Origin of the sequence: Prevotella sp. AM34-19LB, assembly GCF_003468525.1 — a bacterium.
Taxonomy (GTDB): Bacteria; Bacteroidota; Bacteroidia; order Bacteroidales; family Bacteroidaceae; genus Prevotella.
This window is the reverse complement of record NZ_QSIG01000040.1, coordinates 1-20,591: the sequence shown is the minus strand read 5'-3', so window position 1 is coordinate 20,591 and position 20,591 is coordinate 1. Positions and strand designations below refer to the sequence as shown.

At 48.8% G+C, this 20,591-nt stretch carries 13 protein-coding genes, 1 tRNA gene and 4 pseudogenes; 7 read left to right on the top strand and 11 right to left on the bottom strand.

What is annotated here, in order from left to right; translation table 11 throughout:
* Positions 1-56 precede the first annotated feature (56 nt).
* Entirely contained in the window at positions 57-821 is a 765-nt protein-coding gene (locus DW830_RS11830; protein WP_089544868.1) for a ParA family protein, read from the bottom strand.
* 226 nt (positions 822-1,047) lie between these two features.
* Here DW830_RS11830 and surE point away from each other — a divergent pair.
* Together surE and lpxB are read left to right on the top strand one after the other, a co-directional pair.
* A pseudogene (surE, locus tag DW830_RS11825) lies at positions 1,048-1,739 on the top strand (5'/3'-nucleotidase SurE).
* Positions 1,736-3,156, top strand: a pseudogene (gene lpxB, locus DW830_RS11820) (lipid-A-disaccharide synthase). The pseudogenes surE and lpxB overlap by 4 nt, the downstream one beginning before the upstream one ends.
* Before the next feature lie 91 nt (positions 3,157-3,247).
* Here the strand turns inward: lpxB and DW830_RS11815 are convergent.
* From DW830_RS11815 to rsfS, 3 genes and pseudogenes are all read right to left on the bottom strand, one after another.
* Positions 3,248-4,114, bottom strand: a complete 867-nt coding sequence (locus DW830_RS11815; RefSeq protein WP_089544865.1) for a phosphatidate cytidylyltransferase — start codon at positions 4,112-4,114, stop codon at positions 3,248-3,250.
* An 11-nt stretch (positions 4,115-4,125) separates the two neighbouring features.
* A pseudogene (gene ftsH, locus DW830_RS11810) lies at positions 4,126-6,212 on the bottom strand (ATP-dependent zinc metalloprotease FtsH).
* A gap of 132 nt (positions 6,213-6,344) precedes the next feature.
* Complete coding sequence (gene rsfS, locus DW830_RS11805; protein WP_089544864.1) at positions 6,345-6,704, bottom strand: ribosome silencing factor; 360 nt, start codon at positions 6,702-6,704, stop codon at positions 6,345-6,347.
* A 213-nt stretch (positions 6,705-6,917) separates the two neighbouring features.
* Between rsfS and DW830_RS11800 the strand changes: the two genes are divergently transcribed.
* Positions 6,918-6,988: transfer RNA gene (locus DW830_RS11800), tRNA-Gln, on the top strand.
* A gap of 153 nt (positions 6,989-7,141) precedes the next feature.
* On the opposite strand, the gene DW830_RS11795 is transcribed toward DW830_RS11800, so the two are convergent.
* The 4 genes from DW830_RS11795 to DW830_RS11780 form a co-directional block, all read right to left on the bottom strand.
* The gene (locus tag DW830_RS11795) at positions 7,142-8,902 is read right to left on the bottom strand and encodes a DUF349 domain-containing protein (RefSeq protein ID WP_119250049.1); all 1,761 of its coding nucleotides are present in this window, start codon (positions 8,900-8,902) and stop codon (positions 7,142-7,144) included.
* 201 nt (positions 8,903-9,103) lie between these two features.
* Positions 9,104-10,030 carry a magnesium transporter CorA family protein gene (locus tag DW830_RS11790; RefSeq protein ID WP_089544862.1) on the bottom strand — a complete coding sequence of 309 codons (927 nt, stop codon included), beginning with the start codon at positions 10,028-10,030 and terminating at the stop codon, positions 9,104-9,106.
* Between the two features lie 313 nt (positions 10,031-10,343).
* Positions 10,344-11,807 (bottom strand): aminoacyl-histidine dipeptidase, encoded by a 1,464-nt coding sequence (locus tag DW830_RS11785; RefSeq protein ID WP_119250048.1) that lies wholly within the window; start codon positions 11,805-11,807, stop codon positions 10,344-10,346.
* A 19-nt stretch (positions 11,808-11,826) separates the two neighbouring features.
* Positions 11,827-12,837, bottom strand: coding sequence for a lysylphosphatidylglycerol synthase transmembrane domain-containing protein (locus tag DW830_RS11780; protein ID WP_119250054.1), 1,011 nt, complete (start codon positions 12,835-12,837; stop codon positions 11,827-11,829).
* Positions 12,838-13,031: 194 nt separating this feature from the next.
* Here DW830_RS11780 and rsmA point away from each other — a divergent pair, with 194 nt between their 5' ends.
* Genes rsmA through DW830_RS11760 form a run of 4 tightly spaced genes read left to right on the top strand, consistent with a single transcriptional unit; the run spans position 13,032 to position 16,360 of the window.
* Complete coding sequence (gene rsmA, locus DW830_RS11775; protein WP_119250047.1) at positions 13,032-13,841, top strand: 16S rRNA (adenine(1518)-N(6)/adenine(1519)-N(6))-dimethyltransferase RsmA; 810 nt, start codon at positions 13,032-13,034, stop codon at positions 13,839-13,841.
* 21 nt (positions 13,842-13,862) lie between these two features.
* Complete coding sequence (frr, locus tag DW830_RS11770) at positions 13,863-14,423, top strand: ribosome recycling factor (protein WP_119250046.1); 561 nt, start codon at positions 13,863-13,865, stop codon at positions 14,421-14,423.
* A gap of 43 nt (positions 14,424-14,466) precedes the next feature.
* The gene (gene rsgA, locus DW830_RS11765) at positions 14,467-15,399 is read left to right on the top strand and encodes a ribosome small subunit-dependent GTPase A (protein ID WP_089544857.1); all 933 of its coding nucleotides are present in this window, start codon (positions 14,467-14,469) and stop codon (positions 15,397-15,399) included.
* Between the two features lie 40 nt (positions 15,400-15,439).
* The gene (locus DW830_RS11760; RefSeq protein ID WP_119250045.1) at positions 15,440-16,360 is read left to right on the top strand and encodes a helix-turn-helix domain-containing protein; all 921 of its coding nucleotides are present in this window, start codon (positions 15,440-15,442) and stop codon (positions 16,358-16,360) included.
* A gap of 62 nt (positions 16,361-16,422) precedes the next feature.
* On the opposite strand, the gene DW830_RS11755 is transcribed toward DW830_RS11760, so the two are convergent.
* The 3 genes and pseudogenes from DW830_RS11755 to DW830_RS11745 all read right to left on the bottom strand — a co-directional run bounded on the left by DW830_RS11755 (position 16,423) and on the right by DW830_RS11745 (position 20,303).
* A complete protein-coding gene (locus DW830_RS11755) occupies positions 16,423-16,938 on the bottom strand; it encodes a TlpA family protein disulfide reductase (protein ID WP_117661452.1) in 516 nt (171 codons plus the stop codon).
* A gap of 517 nt (positions 16,939-17,455) precedes the next feature.
* Positions 17,456-19,296 (bottom strand): annotated as a pseudogene (locus DW830_RS11750) (OPT family oligopeptide transporter).
* A 137-nt stretch (positions 19,297-19,433) separates the two neighbouring features.
* Positions 19,434-20,303, bottom strand: coding sequence for an aldose 1-epimerase family protein (locus tag DW830_RS11745; RefSeq protein WP_119250044.1), 870 nt, complete (start codon positions 20,301-20,303; stop codon positions 19,434-19,436).
* Positions 20,304-20,591 lie beyond the last annotated feature (288 nt).

Here is a 20,591-nt window from a genome sequence, read left to right as displayed (position 1 = left end):
CTTTGAACTTTGAATTTTGAACATTGAAGTTTCCTGATGGGTTCAATTTCCAAATCTTATCTATTCTTGTTGATAATTTCCTTTGCCAGTGCCAGGTGGTTCTTGGCACCATTTGATTCTGCATCGTAGAGAATGACTGGGAGGCCGTGGCTCGGACTCTCGCTCAATTTCACGTTGCGCTGGATGACAGTCTTGAATACCAATTCCTGAAAGTGGCGCTTCACCTCGTCGTAAATCTGGTTGGCGAGTCGGAGGCGGCTGTCGTACATCGTCAGCAGGAAACCTTCTATTTCGAGCTTCGGATTCAGCTTGCTCTTGATGATCTTGATGGTGTTGAGCAGCTTGCTGATTCCTTCCAGTGCAAAGTATTCACACTGCACTGGGATGATCACGCTGTCTGCGGCGGTAAGCGAGTTCACTGTTATCAAACCCAGCGATGGGGAACAGTCGATGAGAATATAATCGTATTCTTCGCGGATGGGGTCGAGCAGTTTCTTGATTACTTTCTCGCGATTCTTAAGGTTGAGCATTTCTATCTCAGCTCCTACAAGATCGATGTGGCTCGGCACGATGTCGAGTCCGTCGATGTCAGTAGTGTAGATGGCATCACGCACATCTGCATGGTTGATGATGCACTCATAGAGTGAACAATCTACCTCGCTGATGTCCACACCTAGACCGCTGGATGCGTTTGCCTGAGGGTCGGCATCGATGACGAGTACCGTTTTCTCCAGGGTAGCAAGCGATGCAGCCAGGTTGATGGTGGTTGTTGTCTTTCCGACGCCACCTTTCTGATTAGCTAATGCGATGATTTTTCCCATTTTTTAAGTCTATATAATAACCTGATGTGTGCGCCTGCGAGTCTAAAATGGCCTTTGCGCACAGAAATTTTCGGCAAAGATACAAAAAATATGCGAGAAATATGTTTCTTTAAAGGTTTTTTCGTACTTTTGCACCAAAAAGAAAGATATTTTTATGGAAAATAAGAGACCTTTAGTGTTAATTTCAAATGATGATGGCTATCATGCCAATGGTATCAAGACCCTCGTGCGCTTTCTGAAAGCTGGTGCGACGTACTCGTTGTGGCTCCCGAAAGTGCCCGCTCCGGATTCGCCTGTGCCTTCTCGGCTACCACTCCGCTGCGACTGAAGCGCCGTCATAATATGGGCGAAGATGTGGAGGTTTGGTCGTGCAGCGGTACGCCGGTGGATTGTGTCAAACTGGCGCTCGACCAGTTTTACAAGGACCGTCGCCCTGATCTCGTAATCGGCGGTATCAACCATGGTGATAATTCCAGTGTGAACAATCACTATTCAGGTACGATGGGCGTAGCCAAGGAGGGATGTATGCAGCACATTCCTAGCATTGCCTTCAGCAGTTGCAACTATGATGAGAATGCCGATCTCTCGCCTTTGCGAGACGGTGTAGCCCAGGTGGTGAAGATGGTTCTGGAGAAGGGCTTGCCGAAATATACCTGCCTGAATGTCAACTTCCCGGCACAGCCTCCGTTCAAGGGCTTCAAGGCTTGCAGAATGGCACATGGTTCGTGGATCAACGAGGTGGAACATCGTACGCACCCTCATGGGTATGAATACTATTGGATGGTGGGCGATTATCGCAATGACGAACCGGATGCTGCGGATACAGATCAATGGGCGGTGAATCATGGCTATATTGCCATCACGCCGACCAAGATTGATATCACGGATTATGATTGGATCAAGAACTTTGAATTATGAAGTATTATTTGATTGTAGGAGAGGCGAGTGGCGACCTGCATGCCAGCAGATTGATGCGTTCACTAAAAAATGTTGACGAGTTTGCTGAATTTAGGTTCTTCGGTGGCGACTTGATGGCTGCCGAAGGTGGCACTCGTGTCAAGCATTACAAGGAGCTTGCCTATATGGGCTTTGTTCCTGTGCTGATGCATCTGGGTACCATCTTTTCTAATATGAAAAGATGCAAGGAAGATATTGTGAAATGGAAACCGGATGTGGTAATCCTTGTAGATTATCCTGGATTTAATCTGAATATCGCTAAGTTCTTGAAAAAGAAGACTAATATTCCGGCATACTATTATATCTCTCCTAAAATCTGGGCGTGGAAGGAATGGCGAATCCGCAGTATCAAGCGTGATATCGCCGAACTCTTCTCCATCCTGCCTTTTGAGGTACCTTCTTCGAAAAAAAGCACCGTTATCCTATCCATTATGTAGGTAATCCTACGGCAGAAGAGGTGAATGAGTTTCGGTCGGAATATCATCAGAATTTCGTGGAGTTTTGTGAAGAGAATAATCTGGACAGGCATCGCCCGATTATTGCTTTGCTTGCCGGAAGCCGTTTGCAGGAGATTAAGGATAATCTGCCTGCCATGATTGAGGTGGCAGAGCGGTTTGAGGATTACCAGATGGTGCTTGCAGGAGCTCCTTCCATTGAGGATTCTTATTATGAGAAGTTCTTGAAGGGTACGCCTGTCAAGATGGTGCGCAATAAGACCTATCCGCTCCTGAGTCACAGTACGGCTGCTTTGGTAACGAGTGGTACGGCTACTTTGGAGACGGCGCTGTTCGAGGTTCCGCAGGTGGTTTGCTATGAGACCCCATTGCCGCATCTGGTTCGCCTTGCGTTTAAGCATGTGATGTCGTGCAAGTATATTTCGTTGGTGAATCTGATTGCCGACAAGGAAGTGGTGCAGGAGATGTTTGCCGACCGTTTTCAGGTGGATGCCATCGCCGACCAGCTTTATCAGATTTTGTCAGGTAAGGAGGGTAGGGAGCGTATGCTTTCAGAATACCGTGAGGTGAGAGAGCGTCTGGGCAACCAGGTTGCTCCTGATGAGGCTGCTGCCATCATGTTCGATCTCTTGGTCAAGCGTCGTGAAATGCTGGTTAGACTTGCTAAGGAGAGAGCCGAAGCAGAAGCCAAGGCTGCTGCCGAAGCCGCCGAGCGTGCCCGATTAAAAGCCCTGGCAGAAGCCGAAGCAGCTAAAAAGAAGGCAGAACAACAGGCTGAGGCTGCAAGAAGAAGAGCGGAAGAGGAAGCAGAAAAGGCAAGAAGAAAGGCGGAAGAGGCTAGAAGACTGGCAGATGAAGAAGCCGAAAGAGCCAGAAGGGCAGAAGAGCAGCTTAATGAGTCGCAGCAGGAGGAATTGAAATAGCTGCTCTATGGTTCCGTTATAAATTAAAAAATCCAAGCTAGAATGAATCTGGCTTGGATTTTTTTCTTATTGTACTTTTTCAGAACGGTGTCTATCCGAAAAGCTGGAGGGTGTAGAGATAAATCACGGCAGCTGGAATCGCCATGAGTGATGAATCGAAGCGGTCGAGCATTCCGCCATGGCCCGGCAGGATATTACCACTATCCTTTACTCCCAGGGTGCGCTTGAAGAGACTTTCTACCAAATCGCCCCAGGTTCCGAAAACCGCTACAACTACTCCTAAACCTACCCATCCGAGAATGCTGAGGCGGTGAGCCTCGCCATCGTTGGCAATGTAACCGATGATGATGGCTGCGATAATTACGAAGATACCACCACCGATGCTACCTTCCCAACTCTTCGCCGGACTGATGCGAGGAAACAGCTTATGCTTGCCGAAAAGCGAACCGCTGCAATAAGCACCCGTATCATTGGTCCAGAGGAAGATGAATACGCTCAGAGGCAAGAGCATGTCGTAATGAATCTGACCATCGAATGCCGAAGTCTCAAATGCCAACACGTTGATCATCGAGAATGGAAGGGCAATGTACATTTGCGAAAGCATGGTGTAAGCCCAGTCGTTGATGGCGTTCTTGTTGGCTGTATAGAGCCCTCCGATGAAGAGGTAGATGATGGTGAGCAAGTATGGTACGAATACCACGAAGTTGCCCACGATACCTGTGCGGAATCCAGCTACGGCAAGGAAGAAATATACTCCTGCCACGGTGGTAATGAATCGGTTGACGGTTACGTCTTCCTTTTGGTTCACCAGTCCGCAGTACTCCCAGATGCTTAGGCCTGTAATCAGGGCGAACAGGAATACCATCGCCCTAGGATTCAGAAAGCAAGATACCATACACACAACGAAGAGTACGCCTGTGATGGATCTAATTACTAGATTTTTTTGTTTCTCAGTCATGGTCTTGCTTTTTATTCGTTATTTTTCTCGTTTTCAGAAGTCTTCTCTGAAGTCTTCTCTTCAGCCTCCTCCTTCGAAGCTTTCTTTGCCTCTTCATGCTCCTTGATGGCAGCCTGAACCTCTGGCATATCCTTTACGGCATCATCAATCTTAGGCTGTTCGTCCTCCATGATTTCCTGAGAACGGCTCAGCCAAGGACGCTTGCCGAAGATGTGCTCCACGTCTTCTGCCATGATCACCTCTTTTTGAATCAACAGCTCGGCAAGGGCGTTGTGACCCTCCTTGTGCTCCATCAGGATGTTCTTGGCACGGGTGTATTGCTCGTTCACCATCTGCAGAACCTCCTTGTCTATCTCGCGGGCTGTAGTCTCTGAGTATGGACGCTGGAATGAATACTCGTTCTGGTTGTAATAGCAGATATTTGGCAATGTCTTGCTCATACCCAGATAAGCCACCATTCCGTACGCACTCTTGGTTGCGCGTTCCAGATCGTTCATCGCACCAGAAGAAATATGACCGGTGAAGAGTTCCTCGGCTGCACGTCCACCCATCAGCGAGCACATCTCATCGAGCATCTGCTCCTTGGTGGTAATCTGTCGCTCCTCAGGGAGATACCAGGCTGCTCCGAGTGCCTGACCACGAGGCACGATCGTAACCTTGATGAGTGGATTGGCATACTGACAGAACCAGGAAATGGTTGCATGGCCTGCCTCATGGAGTGCGATGCTTCGTTTCTCATCGGCAGTCATTACCTTGGTCTTCTTCTCCAGTCCGCCTACGATTCTATCTACGGCATCAAGGAAATCCTGTTTGCATACCGCCTTCTTGTCGTGGCGGGCAGCAATGAGGGCTGCCTCGTTACATACATTTGCAATATCGGCACCCGAGAAGCCCGGAGTCTGACGAGCCAGAAGATCCACGTCCACTGTGTCATCTATCTTAATAGGCTTGAGATGGACCAGGAAGATGGCCTTGCGCTCGTTCAAGCCTGGAAGATCTACGTGGATTTCTCGGTCGAAACGGCCTGCACGGAGCAGGGCGCTGTCGAGCATATCTACACGGTTGGTAGCTGCCAGAATGATGACACCACTATTGGTACCGAAACCGTCCATCTCTGTAAGCAGGGCGTTGAGCGTGTTCTCTCGCTCGTCGTTTCCGCCCATTGCCGGGTTCTTGCTGCGGGCACGGCCCACAGCATCGATCTCATCGATGAAGATGATGCAAGGAGCCTTCTCCTTTGCCTGGCGGAAGAGGTCGCGTACGCGCGATGCACCCACGCCGACGAACATCTCTACAAAGTCTGAACCGCTCATGGAGAAGAATGGTACGCCAGCTTCGCCAGCAACAGCCTTTGCCAGGAGAGTCTTACCGGTTCCTGGAGGACCAACGAGCAATGCGCCCTTAGGAATCTTACCACCCAGATCGGTATATTTCTGCGGATTCTTGAGGAATTCCACGATTTCCTCTACTTCCTGCTTGGCACCTTCCTGTCCGGCAACATCCTTGAAGGTGATTCCCAGGGAATTTCCCTTCTCGTACATCTTTGCCTTGCTCTTACCTACATTGAAGATGCCGCCGCCCATGTTACTCATACCGCTTCCCATTCTGCCCGACATCCAGTAGATGAAGAGGAAGAAGAGGAGGAGAGGGGCAACGCTCATTACGAGATTCCAGAAATCATTGCTCTTCTGGTTATCGTAACTGAAGGAACGGATTTTCTTCTCCTTCACCATTTCGTTGGCGTAGCGATCTACCTCGTCGATCGAACCGAACTGTACCTTGACGTAAGGATTCGGTCCTACGCTCTGGGCGCTCATTTTATAGACATCTCTCGTATATTTCGGGTTGATATATATCTTGAGAGTACTTTCCGTCTTGTTGGCTACTACGCTCAGCACGTATCCCTTATCTACATATTGCTTGAATTCTGTATAGGTGGCTTCCTTGGCTGCGCTTCCGCCCAAGGCATCACCACCGCCACTGAAAAACAAAGCGATGAGGCGATGAGGATAATGGTGTAGAGCCAATTCATGTTAAACCTAGGCATCTTCGGACCTTTTCCTCCGCCAGGATTATTGAAGTTGTTGCTTTGTTCCATTGTTATTGTTTATTTCTATTTGATGTATGCTCTTTTTTTCTCTCTTGATGCGCTGTTTTAGTGCATCATCTTTCTTAATGCCGTTCTTGAAGCATTTGTAGAGTCTGCTGCCATGTTCGGCATTCTTGGGAATTAGTCGAGATTCGGAATATGGGTAAGCTTGGCGTCTGCCCAGAGATGCTCCAGGTCGTAATAGGCGCGTACCTCTGGCAGGAAGATGTGAACGAGAACATCCACAAAGTCCATAGCCACCCACTGGTCGTTGCCCAGACCTGCCACATTCACCGGCTTTTCGCCAAGGTTCTTGCGGCACATGTCGCCCACAGATTCTGCGATGGCTTCTACCTGTGTAGGTGATCCACCCTGGCAGATGATGAAATATTTGGCGATGGTGCCATCCATTTCACTGAGGTCGGCGATAACGATGTCTTGACCTTTTTTCTCCTGTATTCCTTCCTTAATAGTCTCTACGAGTTGTTTAACTGTGTTCATTTAATCTTTCTTTATTTTTTTATTTTCTTTATTTACTACCTTATTATATGTAATTATGGTACAAAGATACGCTAAATACCCGAAAAAGCCATAGAAAACAGAAAAAATTGAGATTTTTTAGAAAAAAGTGCTGAAAAATTTTGGTGATTCAAAAAAAAGTTGTACCTTTGCACCCGCAATTGAGAAACAATATGCTTGAGATTGCAGTGATATTGGGATATGGTGTAATGGTAACACTACAGATTCTGGTCCTGTCATTCCTGGTTCGAGTCCGGGTATCCCAACTAGAGAGCATCTTTCATTTCGAAAGATGCTTTTTCGTATATTTACCTTTTGGGGATTGGGGAGAACTTCGTATTCTATTCTGTTCTTCAAAAGAAAAGAGGGTGTGTCATGGACTTATGGCACACCCTCTTATTTGATTTCAATAAAATCTTTTACTTGTTCTCTGCATCAATAGCCTTGATTTTCTCCTTTACGAGTTTCAAGTCTTCTTTGAGCTTTTCTACCTTGCGGTTCATTTCCTCTACCAGGCTATTACCCTTCTTGCTGGCAGCATTGAGGAAGCCGAGGTTGTTCTCGTAGGTAGTAATCTCAGCGCGCAGCTGGTCGTAGCGACGCAACAGTCTGCCACGCTCGTTGTCTAATGCGTTGACACCTTTCTCGGCAACATTCTTGAGGCTGTTCTTGAAGTTGTGGATATGGCGCTTGGCATTGTTGGAACGCAAGGTCTTGTAGAGCTTGTCCATCACCTCGTGATACTCCTGGTAAACCTTGTCCTTCTCCTTGAATGGTACGTGACCTACAGCGTTGTACTCTGCGATGAGGTCCTGCATATTCTTCTGGAAGTGCTCGCCGGCGTTCTCAACCAACTCGTTGAGCTTGGCGATAATCTCACGTTTCTTGTCCAGGTTGGCATGCTCCTCGCTGCGTGCACCGGCATTCAGCTTGTTGCGTGCGTCGAAGAACTTATTGCATGCGCCGAGGAATTCCTTCCAGAGCTGGTCGCCCTGCTTGCGAGGCACGTAGCCTATGTTTTTCCATTCTCTCTGCATCTGAATCAGCTTGTCGCCGGTCTTCTTCCACTCGGTGCTATCTGCCAACTGCTTAGCCTTCTCCACGAGCTTCTGTTTCTTCTCGAGATTCTCTGCATACTGGCTCTTGATATTCTTGAAGAATTCAGCCTTCTTGCTGAAGAATTCGTCGTTAGCGATACGGAAGCGCTCAAAGATTTTCACGTTCATCTTCTGAGGAGCAAAGCCTATCTTCTTCCATTCACCCTGAATCTCGATGATAGCCTTGGTAGCATCCTCCCAATCGGAAGCCTGCTTCTTCTCCTTCAGATTGATAGCCTCAATCTTTTCGCAGAGGGAAGTCTTGTTAGCAAGATTCTCCTCCTCCTTGGCACGCAGATCCTCGAAGTGCTGCTGGTGCTTCTTGTTGATTACGGTACTTGCGTTCTTGAAGCGGGTCCAGATTTCCTCGCGCAGTTCCTTTGCTACAGGACCGATTTCGCGGTATTCCTGGTGCAGGTCTTGCAACTGGTGGAAAGCAGAGATTACATCTGGCTCCTCTGCGAGCTTCTCGGCAGCCTCGCAGAGCTTAGTCTTTGCCTCAAGATTCTTCTTGAAGTCGTATTCGCGAGCCTCGTTGTTGAGTTTCAGAAGGTCGTAGAACTGCTCCACGTAGAGCTGGTAGTTCTTCCATACCTCGTTTGCCTTGTCAGCAGGGATAGCCTTGATTTCCTTCCATTCCTGCTGCAGGGTCTTGAATTCCTGATATGATTTGTTGGCCTCTTCTGGCGAAGTGGTCATTGCTTTGATCTTTTCGATAATCTCGAGTTTCTTCGCAAGGTTTTCCTGCTTTTCCTCTTCCTGCTGAAGGAAGATCTTGGCTCTCTTTTCCTTGATAATCTGCATTTCGGCCTTGAAGGCTTCTTCTGTGTCATCTGGTAAGAGAACATACTTTTCAGGGTCACCACCTGCTGCGAGATACTCTTTTGTCTGCGCATCTCTTTCTGCGAGATGAATCTTGTAGAAAATTGTCTTCAGCATATCAAGCTCCTCTTTGTTAGGAACTTCTGCGCTATGAGCAATTTCTTTTACTCTTTCGAGTACTTCCTGCTTGGTGGCGTATGCCTTCTTGGCAGGATCCAGGGTGCTCTGCTGCAACAGAGCGTTTTCTTGAGAGTCCATCATGTCACTTTGTTTAGTTTATGATTCGAGTTTCTTTGGCCGGTAGTCGTCTCGGACGATTCGACCCACAAAAATATTTATTATATTAATTCTGCAAACTTAAACAAAAAAATCGAATATCTAGTCAAGATATTCGATTTTTTATACTTTTATAACAATAGAAGCCCTTAGGGCTGCATTTTCCAGCTATAATTGTTCCAATATTTATAACAGTCGTTTGTATCTCAGGAAGCCCCAGCTTAAGCCTGAGACGATGAACGAGAGTACCAGGGCGAAGGCGAATCCGTAAGGACTCTCTTCCATGCCGTTAATCAGGTTCATACCAAATAAGGATGAAATCAGCGTTGGCAACATCATGACGATACTGATACTGGTGAGGGTACGCATCGTGGTATTCATATTGTTGTTGATGATGCTCGAGTAGGTATCCATCGTAGATTCCAGAATGTCGGAGTAGATACTGGTGGTTTCCCTAGCCTGCGTCATCTCGATGTTTACGTCCTCGATCAGGTCAGCATCCAGCTCATCCACCTGCAGCTTGAACTTCAGTTTCGAGAGCAGGGTTTCGTTGCCTCGGATAGAAGTGGTGAAGTAGGTGAGGGAGTCCTGCAGGCGGCTCAGGCCTATCAGGCTTTCGTTGTTCACGCCGTGGTCCAGATTTCTCTTGGCCTTCTCGATGAGCGAATTGATCTGCTTGAGTCGTTTCAGATACCATACGGCAGAAGAGAGGAAGAGTCGGAAGATCATATCCACATAGTCGGTGAATCCTTCGCCGCGCTTCTGCTGGTAGCTTACGAAGTCTATCATCATATTGGTTTCGTAGAAGCATACGGTAATGGTTACGTCGCGCTTGTGGATGATGCCTAGCGGCACAGTGGTATATGGTGTGCGGCTGCGTATTTCCTTGACGTAAGGGATACGGAGAATAATGAGCATCCAGCCGTCGTCGTATTCGTAGCGGGCACGCTCATCGGTATCGCTGATATCCGAAAGGAAATAATCAGGAATCTTGAATTCTTCTTCCAGCAGTCGCTGGTCTTCGTCGGTTGGACATGTTACCTGTACCCAACAGTTTGGCTGCCACTCGTTGAGTGCAGTCAGATTCTTATCGATATTCCAGAAAGTCTTCATTGTTTGCTAATCTCCAAATAATAAAAGGTTTGGGTATGGAGATGAGCATAGGGTTGCACCCTTCTTGTGGGCTTACGGTTGCTGAATCTCCACGCCTTACAATTCGTTATTGTTCTCCGCGTGATAATCGTCCATTTTGGTTGTTATTTAATGAAACATCTGCAAGTTTTTCTGCATTCTGTTCTTATCAGATTTTACAGTTCTTGCCAAATCGCCTGCAAAGGTAATGATTTTTATTGAGAAAAGGAACAAAAAAGCCGAGAAATTTCTTTCCCGGCTTTCTTTTTTTCATCATTTTGTAATTTCTTTTTTTTTATTTAGTAGGAATCTCAGCCAGGAGCTGCTTCATCAGGTTCCAGAAAGGAGCCACGCAGCTAATCTGGCAACGCTCATTGGCTGTGTGAGGGCTGAGCAATGTAGGACCAAATGAAACTACATCGAGGTGAGGATACTTGCCCAGGATGATAGAGCACTCCAAACCTGCGTGAACAGCCTGCACTACGCCGTCCTTGCCGTTCTGCTCCTTGTAAACCTTCAGTACATGCTCCAGGATGTCGCTCTTAGGGTTAGGGTTCCAGCCTCCGTATGCACCGCTGAACTCTACCTTCATGCCAGCCATGTTGAAGCAGCTCTCCATCATGGTAGCGAGATACATCTTGTAGTACTCGTGGCTGGAACGGGTCAGAATCTTGATGGCAGCCTTGCCGCCGCCAATCTCGATGATGGCGAGGTTAGAAGATGTCTCTACGATGCCTGGCATAGATGGAGCCATACGTAATACGCCGTCGTGGCAGGCATAGATGGCATCTACCAGGTTGTCCTGAATCTCTGCAGGAACCTCTGTAGCTGGAGTCTCTACGTTCTCGGTGAAGAATTCAATGTTCTCGATGTTTTCGATGCCGTTGAACTCATCGCAGATCTCGTCCTTCCAGTCGGCTACCATGTCGTTCAGTGCCTCTACGTTCTCCTTTGGCAGGGTGAGTACTACCTGTGCCTGGAATGGGATGGCATTGCGCATGTTGCCGCCCTGCCATGAAGCCAGACGTGCGTCGAGCTCAGAGATGGCCTCGCGTACGAAGCGAACCATGCACTTGTTGGCGTTGGCTCTGCCTTCGTTGATCTCGATGCCGGAGTGACCGCCCTTCAATCCCTTCAAGGTAACCTTCACGGCTGCATCTTCCTTGTCTGTCTCAACCTCCTTATAGTCGAGTGTTGCAGTAATGTCGATACCGCCAGCGCTGCCGATTACGAACTCACCCCATACCTCTGTATCGAGGTTCAGGAGAATGTCACCGTTCAACTCGCCCTCAGGAAGACCGTTGGCACCAAACATGCCTGTCTCCTCATCAGCAGTGATCAGACCCTCTACTGGTCCGTGCTGCAGGTCCTTAGCTTCCATCACAGCCATAATGGTAGCTACACCCAGACCGTCGTCGCTACCCAGAGTGGTCTTGTTGGCACGCACCCAGTCACCGTCGATGATGGTCTCGATAGGGTCGTTCTCGAAGTCGTGGTTGCTCTCAGGTGCCTTCTGAGGAACCATGTCCATGTGAGCCTGGAGGATGACGCCCTTGCGGTTCTCCATGCCAGGAGTAGCAGGTTTGCGCATCACGATGTTTCCGGCAGCATCCTGGAAAGCCTCTACGCCGGCTTCTTTTGCCCAGTCGAGCAAATAAGCCTGAATTTTCTCCAAATGTCCTGATGGACGTGGAACTTGTGTCAACTTGTCGAAATTACGCCAGATTTCCACTGGACTAAGATTCTTAATGTCAGCCATAATATCTTTATTTAAAATGTTAATGTTCTTTTTGTTTTTGAATGTTATGCTTCTTCGTAAACGCTAGTGCTATCCATCCGTAGATGCCCAGCAGGATGACGAGCAGGGTCTGCACGGAGTGAACGATGAGCACGAAGTAGAGGGCGTCGTTCTGCTGGATGCCATAGAGGATGAGCATCGTCTTCACGGCGAAATGCCATGGACCCGCTCCGTTGGGCGTAGGTACGATTACCGCTATGCTTCCTACGATGAAGGTCACCAGTCCGCACATCAGATTGAGATGGCTCGTAGATTCGAAGCACTGGAAGGTGAGATAATAGTGCAGGAAGTAGCTCAGCCAGATGCCCAGAGTGAAGGCGATGTAGAGCGGCACGTTTCTCACGCCCTTCAGCGAGATTACTCCCTGCCAGAGTCCGCTCAGCGTAGCTTTCACCTTATTATATATAGCCAATTTCTTGAGCAGCATGTGAGCCAGGAAGAGTACGGCGATGCCGCAGATGGCGGTAACCAGGTATCCGGTGGCTGTAAAGTTGCCCAGGATGCTGTCCATGCTCGTGCCCGTCTTGTCGAAGAAGTTCAGGAAGACGGGAATCTGCATCAGGAACACCAGTCCTGCGATGAGTAATACGAGCAGCGAGTCGATGGCTCTCTCAGTCACCACGGTGCCCAGTGCTTTCGGAAACGAAACGCCGTCCCATCTCTTCAGTACGGCACATCTTGCAAATTCACCCGAGCGGGGGATGACGAGGCTCAGGGCATACGAGAGGAATATGGAGTTGATGCTTACGCTGCTGCGCGCCTTCTCGCCGATGGGTTCCAGCGCCTGCTTCCATCTCCATCCTCTGAAAAGCTGCGCCGAGATGCCGAAGGGGAACGACAGCAGCATCCAGGTCCAGCTCATCTTGTGGAGTAGTACCTCCTCCACCTGCTTGAAGTCGAATCCGCGATACATCCAATAGAGGATGGCACCGCCTAGAAACAAGGAGAGTGCCACCTGCCAAATATTGTTTGCTATCTTTTTCTTTTCCATCATAGCTGCAAAGGTAACACTTTTATCGCTTATATGGCACTACTTTCTCATATTTTTAGCATAAATAAACGGTTAGGCTCCTTTTTATTTCCCCTTTTTTATATAAAAGATGAAAAAAAAAGCATTCAAGGGGTGATTTCTCGAAAAATAATCGTATTTTTGCAAAATAAATATATCAATATTGTATAGAACGTATGAAAGCTGTAAAGCCAAAGAAAAATCTAGGTCAGCACTTCCTTACTGACCTCAACATAGCCAAGCGCATCGCCGACACGGTGGATGCCTGCCCTGATATACCTGTTCTTGAAATCGGACCGGGTATGGGCGTTCTTACCCAATATCTCGTAGAGAAGCCTCGCTCGGTAAAGGCGGTGGAAATCGATTCTGAGTCGGTAGCATATCTCCACGAGAACTTCCCTACGCTGAAGGATAACATCATCGGAGAGGATTTCCTGAGGATGGATCTCAACCAGATATTCGATGGAAAGCAGTTCGTGCTCACGGGCAACTATCCATACGATATCTCTTCGCAGATCTTCTTCAAGATGCTCGACTACAAGGACCTCATTCCTTGCTGCACGGGTATGATCCAGCGAGAGGTGGCCTTGCGTATGGCTTCCGAGCCGGGCAACAAGGCGTATGGCATCCTCAGCGTACTCATCCAGGCATGGTATGATGTGGAGTATCTCTTCACCGTAGATGAGGGCGTGTTCAATCCACCGCCAAAGGTGAAGAGTGCCGTCATCCGCATGACCCGTAACGAGGTGACCGAACTGGGATGTGATGAGAAACTCTTCAAGCGACTGGTGAAGACCGTGTTCAACCAGCGCCGCAAGATGCTCCGTGTAAGCCTCAAGCAGATGTTCCCGGGTGTAACCCCACGTGAGGATTTCTACACCACAGACATGATGACCAAGCGCCCTGAGCAGCTCAGCATCCAGCAGTTTGTGGAACTCACCAACTATGTGGGCGAAGAACTGAAACGATTGGAATTAATAAAATAATAAACAAAAAATATACAGACTATGATCGACGTAAAAGAAACTTTGAATTCAGCAGCAGAGCGTATGGAGATGGCTGCAATGTATCTCGCAGAAGAGCTCTCTCATGTTCGTGCAGGTCGTGCTAACGTGGCTATCCTCGACGGCGTGCGTGTTAACAGCTATGGCAGTATGGTTCCATTGAATCAGGTGGCTACCGTAACCACTCCTGATGCCCGCACCATCGCCATCCGCCCTTGGGACAAGAAGGCTATCAGGGACATTGAGAAGGCTATCATGGACAGCGGTGTGGGTATTACTCCAGAGAACAATGGCGAGATTGTACGTCTCGGTATCCCTCAGCCTACCGGTGAGCGCCGTAAGGAGCTGGTTAAGCAGTGCAACAAGATTGCTGAGCGTGCCAAGATTGAGGTTCGCAATGTGCGTCAGGAAATCAAGGAAAAGCTGAAGAAGGCTATCAAGGATGGTCTTTCAGAGGACTTGGAGAAGGATGCAGAGAACGATTTGCAGAAGCTTCACGACAAGTACATCAAGCAGCTCGAAGGTTTGATGGACGAGAAGGAAAAGGAAATCATGACAGTCTAGAAAGACGTCATGTTTTTCAGACTTACATTATTAATATGTGATAATGAGAGGACTCGTTATTAAGAATACAGGCAGCTGGTACACCGTCAAGACTGACGATGGCCAGCTGATTGAAAGCAAAATCAAGGGCAATTTCCGATTAAAGGGCATCCGCAGCACCAATCCTGTGGCGGTGGGCGACTATGTGCAGCTCATCACCAACCAGGAGGGCACAGCGTTCATCTCTTCCATCGAAGACCGCCAGAACTATATCATCCGTAAATCACCCAACCTCAGCAAGCAGAGTCACATCCTTGCGGCTAATCTCGATCAGGCACTGCTTGTGGTTACCGTGAATTACCCAGAGACTTCCACCACCTTCATCGACCGATTTCTGGCTGGAGCCGAGGCATATAGAGTGCCCGTCATCATCGTGTTCAACAAGTGCGATCTTCTTACCGAAGAAGAGCTGCGCTACGAGAAAATGATGCGCACCCTCTATGAGACCATTGGTTACCAGTGTGTAGAGATTTCGGCTGCTACCGGTGAGGGCGTTGATGAATTGCGTCCGCTCATCCGTGACAAGAAGTCGCTGCTCAGCGGCAACAGTGGCGTAGGCAAGTCAACCCTCATCAACCAGCTCATTCCGGATGCCGGACAGCGCACCGCCGAAATCAGCGAGGCGCATAACAGCGGAATGCATACCACCACCTTCAGCGAGATGCTGGAACTGCCGGAAGGGGGCTATCTCATTGATACTCCGGGCATCAAGGGCTTCGGAACCTTCGATATAGAGAAGGAGGAACTCACCAGCTATTTCAAGGAGATTTTCAAGTTCTCGCAGAACTGTAAGTTCTCCGACTGCACCCATACCCACGAACCGGGCTGTGCTGTCATCAAGGCTGTAGAGGAGCATTATATTGCTGCCAGCCGCTATCAGAGCTATCTTTCCATGCTCGAAGACAAGGACGAGAACAAGTATCGTGAGGCATTCTAGAAACCATCGGTTTCCGGAGTGGATATATTAAATAAGAATTATGGCAAAACAGGAACAGAAGGATTTTAAACAGCGCGTAGAGGATGGCGAATTTGCTCAGAGCGCAGAGATTACTGCCAGTTATCTCGATGAAGACATCCTGATTATAGACAATGTCAAGGTGTTGCAGAACCCCGACCCCGTAAGATTGCAGATGAACATGATTGCATCTTGCTTGCGCGGCAGTCTGAAGCTGATGTATAATGGCAATACCCTCTTGGTAGAGAAGGGCGATATCTTTATCTGTCCTCCCAACTCTACACTCGACATCGTGGAGGTGTCGGGCGATTTTGCGTGCACGGCGATGTGTGTGAGCAATCACGGCATGCTGAATATCCTTCGTTCTCATATTTCGGTATGGAATCGGGCGATGTATGTGAGCAAGGTGTCTGTGTTGAAGATGAACGAGGTGGATAGGGTATTCTATGCCAAGTTCACCGATCTGGTGAGTTTGTGCCTGGATCCGTCGTTCAGCGATCGCACTTCGTGGAAGCCTTATCGCCGAGAAATTGTGGAGACGCTCTTGAAGAGTGCGCTCCTGGCGGTGAGCAACATGCTGCTGGAGGATATGCCGAAGGAGGAGTTGAACTCCAGTTCAAGCGAACTTTTCGATCAGTTTCTGGAGCTGTTGCAGCAGGCGGAAGTGAAGCATCAGCCGGTGGAGAATTTCGCTCGCAAGCTCTGCATCACTCCGAAGTATCTCTCCATCATCTGCAAGCGCCATTCGGGCAAGACGGCGATAGAGTGGATTACGGAATACACGCTTGCCGACATCACTTATTTTCTCCGTTCCACCTCGAAGACCATCAAGGAGATTTCGGGCATTCTCGGTTTCTCCAACACATCTTTCTTTGGCAAGTATGTGAGGGAGCATCTCCACATGTCGCCATTGAAATACCGCGAAAGTTTGAGGAAGAAATAGCATTTTGCTATGTTATCTCAAAAAATGGCAACCGGAAATAATTCGGTTGCCATTTTTCTTTCTTACTTCTCTGGGAAGATTTCTGCCAGCTTCTTTGCCATGCGCTCAGCGAGTACGGTGGTATAAACTACCTTGCCCTCTGGGTTGATGAGATACATGGTAGGGAGCCATGAGATCTTGTAATCCTTGGAAATCTGGGTTTCCTTCCACTTCTTGAACTCGCTGTACTGTTCCCATTCCACGCCGTTTGCCTGGGTGTAGTTGTCGAGCTTCTGCTTGTCGGTATCCATGGATACACCGATGAACTTGGCACGGGTGCCATACTTTTGGAACATCTCCTTGACGGTAGGAATCTCTCTACGGCAATCAGGACACCAGGTAGCCCAGAAATCCAATACCGTCCATGTTCCCTTCTTGAGAGCAGGAAAGGCTGGAGCCTCTGTTCCTACAGCCAGGAGGTTCTTGGCATAGAGTACATCCACATCCTGTGGGTTCTGGGCTGTTGTTGCGCTGCCCTGAGCGCTGGCTCCGATGACAGATGCTGCCATGAGGAGCAAAGAGAATATTGCTTTTTTCATTTTTCTTTATATTTAAAAATTCCGAATGCAAAGATACGGATAATTTTCGAAAAATGATATTAGATGGATGAAAAAATGCCGGACGCATCTAGAAAAAGATGGTCTGGCATTTAATATTAGGCAACCATACCTGGAATCCATCTCCATCTTCTCTTCATATCTGTGTAAATAATATTCAAGGAAGAGAAAAACAGGCGGAAACGCCCGAAAAACGGGGAAAAAAGAGATGGAGAATTTTCCCTTAAGGGTTTTTATTTTTTTCCTTAAGGGAAAATATATTTTTCCTTAAGGAAAACGACAGCTTCTCTTAAGAGATTTTTTCGTTATGCTCAATCTGTAAAGTTATTTATTGTACCAGCACTATATTCTTTCTTGTTTTAGTTACTTTAAGACGGTAACTACTCAATCATTGAAAAACTAAAAAAAGAGGGTGCGCCATAGACTTATGACACACCCTCTTTTTGTTTTTATTCTTTTTAATCAGGTTATTCTTTAAATCAGATTTTTTAGAATCAGATTATTTCTTCGTTGCTCTGATAAAGAAACCTATCAGGCAGATGTAGGCGATGAGCGAGCAGACCTCAGACATTGGGTTAGCCCACCAGCTGTCTGCGATGCTGGCCTCTACGCCGCCAAACTTCAGCAGGGCGCTGACCACACCCATCAAGGCTCCACCGGCAATGAAACCGCTGGCGATGAGCGTACCCTTCTCGCCACGCTCCGCATTCACCTTGGCATCCTTGCTGCGTGAAGTAACATACCAGTTGATGGCGCCACCTACCAGCAGCGGAACGTTCAGCTCCAATGGAATAAACATACCCAGGCAAAGGCCAGGGCTGGAATTTTGAAGTAAGTGAGCACGATGGCAATCACGGCTCCGATGCCGTAGAGAATCCAAGGTGCACCCACACCATTCATCAGCGGGTCGATGACCGCAGCCATCGCATTCGCCTGAGGTGCTGCCAGAGATCCGGAAGCGAATCCGTAGGTCTCGTTGAGCAGCATCATCACGCCGCCCACGGTAGCCGCACTCACCAGGGTGCCGAGGAATTTCCATCCCTCCTGCTTCTTAGGCGTAGTGCCCAGCCAGTAACCAATCTTCAGGTCGGTAATGAACGAACCTGCCACAGAGAGAGCGGTACAAACCACACCGCCCATAATCAGGGCTGCAAGCATTCCGCCTGGGCCCTTCAGTCCTACAGCCACCATCACCACAGAGGCGAAGATGAGCGTCATCAGGGTCATTCCTGATACAGGGTTGGAACCCACGATGGCGATGGCATTGGCTGCCACGGTAGTAAAGAGGAAGGCGATGGCTGCCACCAGCAGGATGGCGATGACGGCGAAGAGCAGATTGCCATCCATCACACCAAACCAGAAGAAGAGGAAGGTGACGAGGATGGTGACGAGCGAACCGATGGCGATAATCTTGAAAGAAATGTCGCGCTGGGTGCGCTTCACGTTCTCATCCACATCGCTCTTGCCCTTCAGTTCCTTGGCGGCAAGTCCTACGGCGCTCTTGATGATGCCCCAGCTCTTGATGATGCCGATGATACCAGCCATGGCGATACCGCCGATACCAATGCTGCGGGCGTAGGCACGGAAGATTTCCTCCGGACTCATCTCACCCACGGTCTTCACGATGCTAGGATCCCAGGCGCTGAGCACGCTGTCGTGGAAGATAACACTCATGCCTGGCACTATCAGCCACCATACTACGAGTGAACCCAGGCAGGTGAAGAAGGCGTATTTCAATCCGATGATGTAACCCAATCCCAATACGGCTGCACCTGTGTTCACCTTGAACACGAGCTTCGCCTTGTCGGCAAGGTCGCATCCCAGACTTACCACACGGGAAGTGAAGTTCTCGTTCCACCATCCCAGACTGGCTACGATGAAGTCGTAAAGACCACCCACCAGTCCGGCTATGAGCAGGGGCTTAGCCTGGTCGCCTCCCTTGGCTCCGCTCACTAGCACCTGCGTGGTGGCTGTTGCCTCAGGGAATGGATATTTGCCGTGCATATCGCTTACGAAGTACTTGCGGAAAGGAATCAGGAACAGGATTCCCAATACGCCTCCCAGGGCAGAAGCCATGAAGATTTTCACAAACGAAGTAGTCATTTCCGGATATTTAGCCTGCAGGATGTAGATGGCTGGCAGGGTGAAGATGGCTCCTGCCACTACGGCACCCGAGCAGGCTCCGATGCTCTGGATGATGACATTCTCGCCGAGCGCCTTGCTTCGCTTAGTGGCGGTACTTACGCCCACGGCGATGATAGCGATAGGGATGGCTGCCTCGAACACCTGACCCACCTTCAAGCCCAGATAGGCTGCGGCGGCAGAGAAGATGACGGCCATCACGATACCCCAGGTCACCGACCATCCGTTTACCTCAGGATAAACCTTGTCTGGCGACATCAGCGGCTTGTATTCCTCCCCGTCCTTGAGTTCGCGAAATGCGTTCTCGGGGAGCTGCAAATTATCTTTTTCTTCCATTATTTTTCGATTCTGATGATGTATTCACTCATGAAGCTGGCACCTGGCTGCAGGCTGTTCATCATGTACTTGTCCTTGAATTCGCCGGTGTATTCTGCCCAGTCGCAGGTACCGAACCAAGGTTCGATGCAGACGAATGGAGCGTGGTTGCCCGGATTCCAGACACCTACGGCAGGAGTCTTGAACTCTACGGTTACGTGTGGATCGCCCTTCTCGTTGAGCAGGGAAATCTGCTTCACCTGGCTCTTGTCGAAGATGTAGGCATCATCGGCGAATGATTCGTCTGTTACCTCCAGGATACCGTTGTCGGTCTGAACGGTCTCGCGGGCGTTAGGGTCAATGCAGCCTCCGATGGTAGCGAAGAGACGGGTAGGAGCCTCGTTGTCGAGCTTGAGGAAAGCCTTCAGCTTTTCGCCCTTCTTGCAGCCTGGTACCTTGAATGCAGGGTGACCGCCAATCTGGAAGTAGATTACCTTGTCGTCGGTATTCTCAACGTGCCAGATAACGTGGAGTTCGTTTCCGGCAAGGCGATAGGAAACGGCGAGGTTGAAGTGGAATGGATAGTTCTCGAAGGTTTCCTCGTTGTCGATGAGGGCGAAGGTAAGACGATCGCCGGTCTTGCCAACGAGCTTGAAATCTACGAGTTTGCCAAAGCCGTGACGTGGCAGGGTGTATTCCTTGTCGCCGATGCGATAGACGCCCTTCCACAATCCGCCTACGATAGGGAAGAGGAGAGGAGACTGTCCGCCCCAGAATTCCTTGTCGCCATCCCAGAGATATTCGTTACCATTGGCATCCTTGATGCTCTTGAGTTCTGCTCCGTGCGCTGAAATTTCAACGGTGAGCTGATCGTTTTTAATTTGTTCCATAGTTACAAATGTTTATTGTTTAGTATAATATTGATTTCTGCTTTGCTACATAATCTTTGCAAAGATACGATTTATTTTGATAAAGAGCAAAAATCGGGCTGATTTTCTCAAAGATGGCAAGAGATTTATACGATTTTGTTAGTTTATCTCGAAAAAATGCCGTACTTTTGCAGCTCGAAAGTGTGTCCTGAGACAGAATGAAGTCTGATATTGGCTATATCTGATAGATTTCTGTCGTAACTTCTAAAGAGATGGTGGAAGACCCACTGCATTCGGCATGCAGGTGCT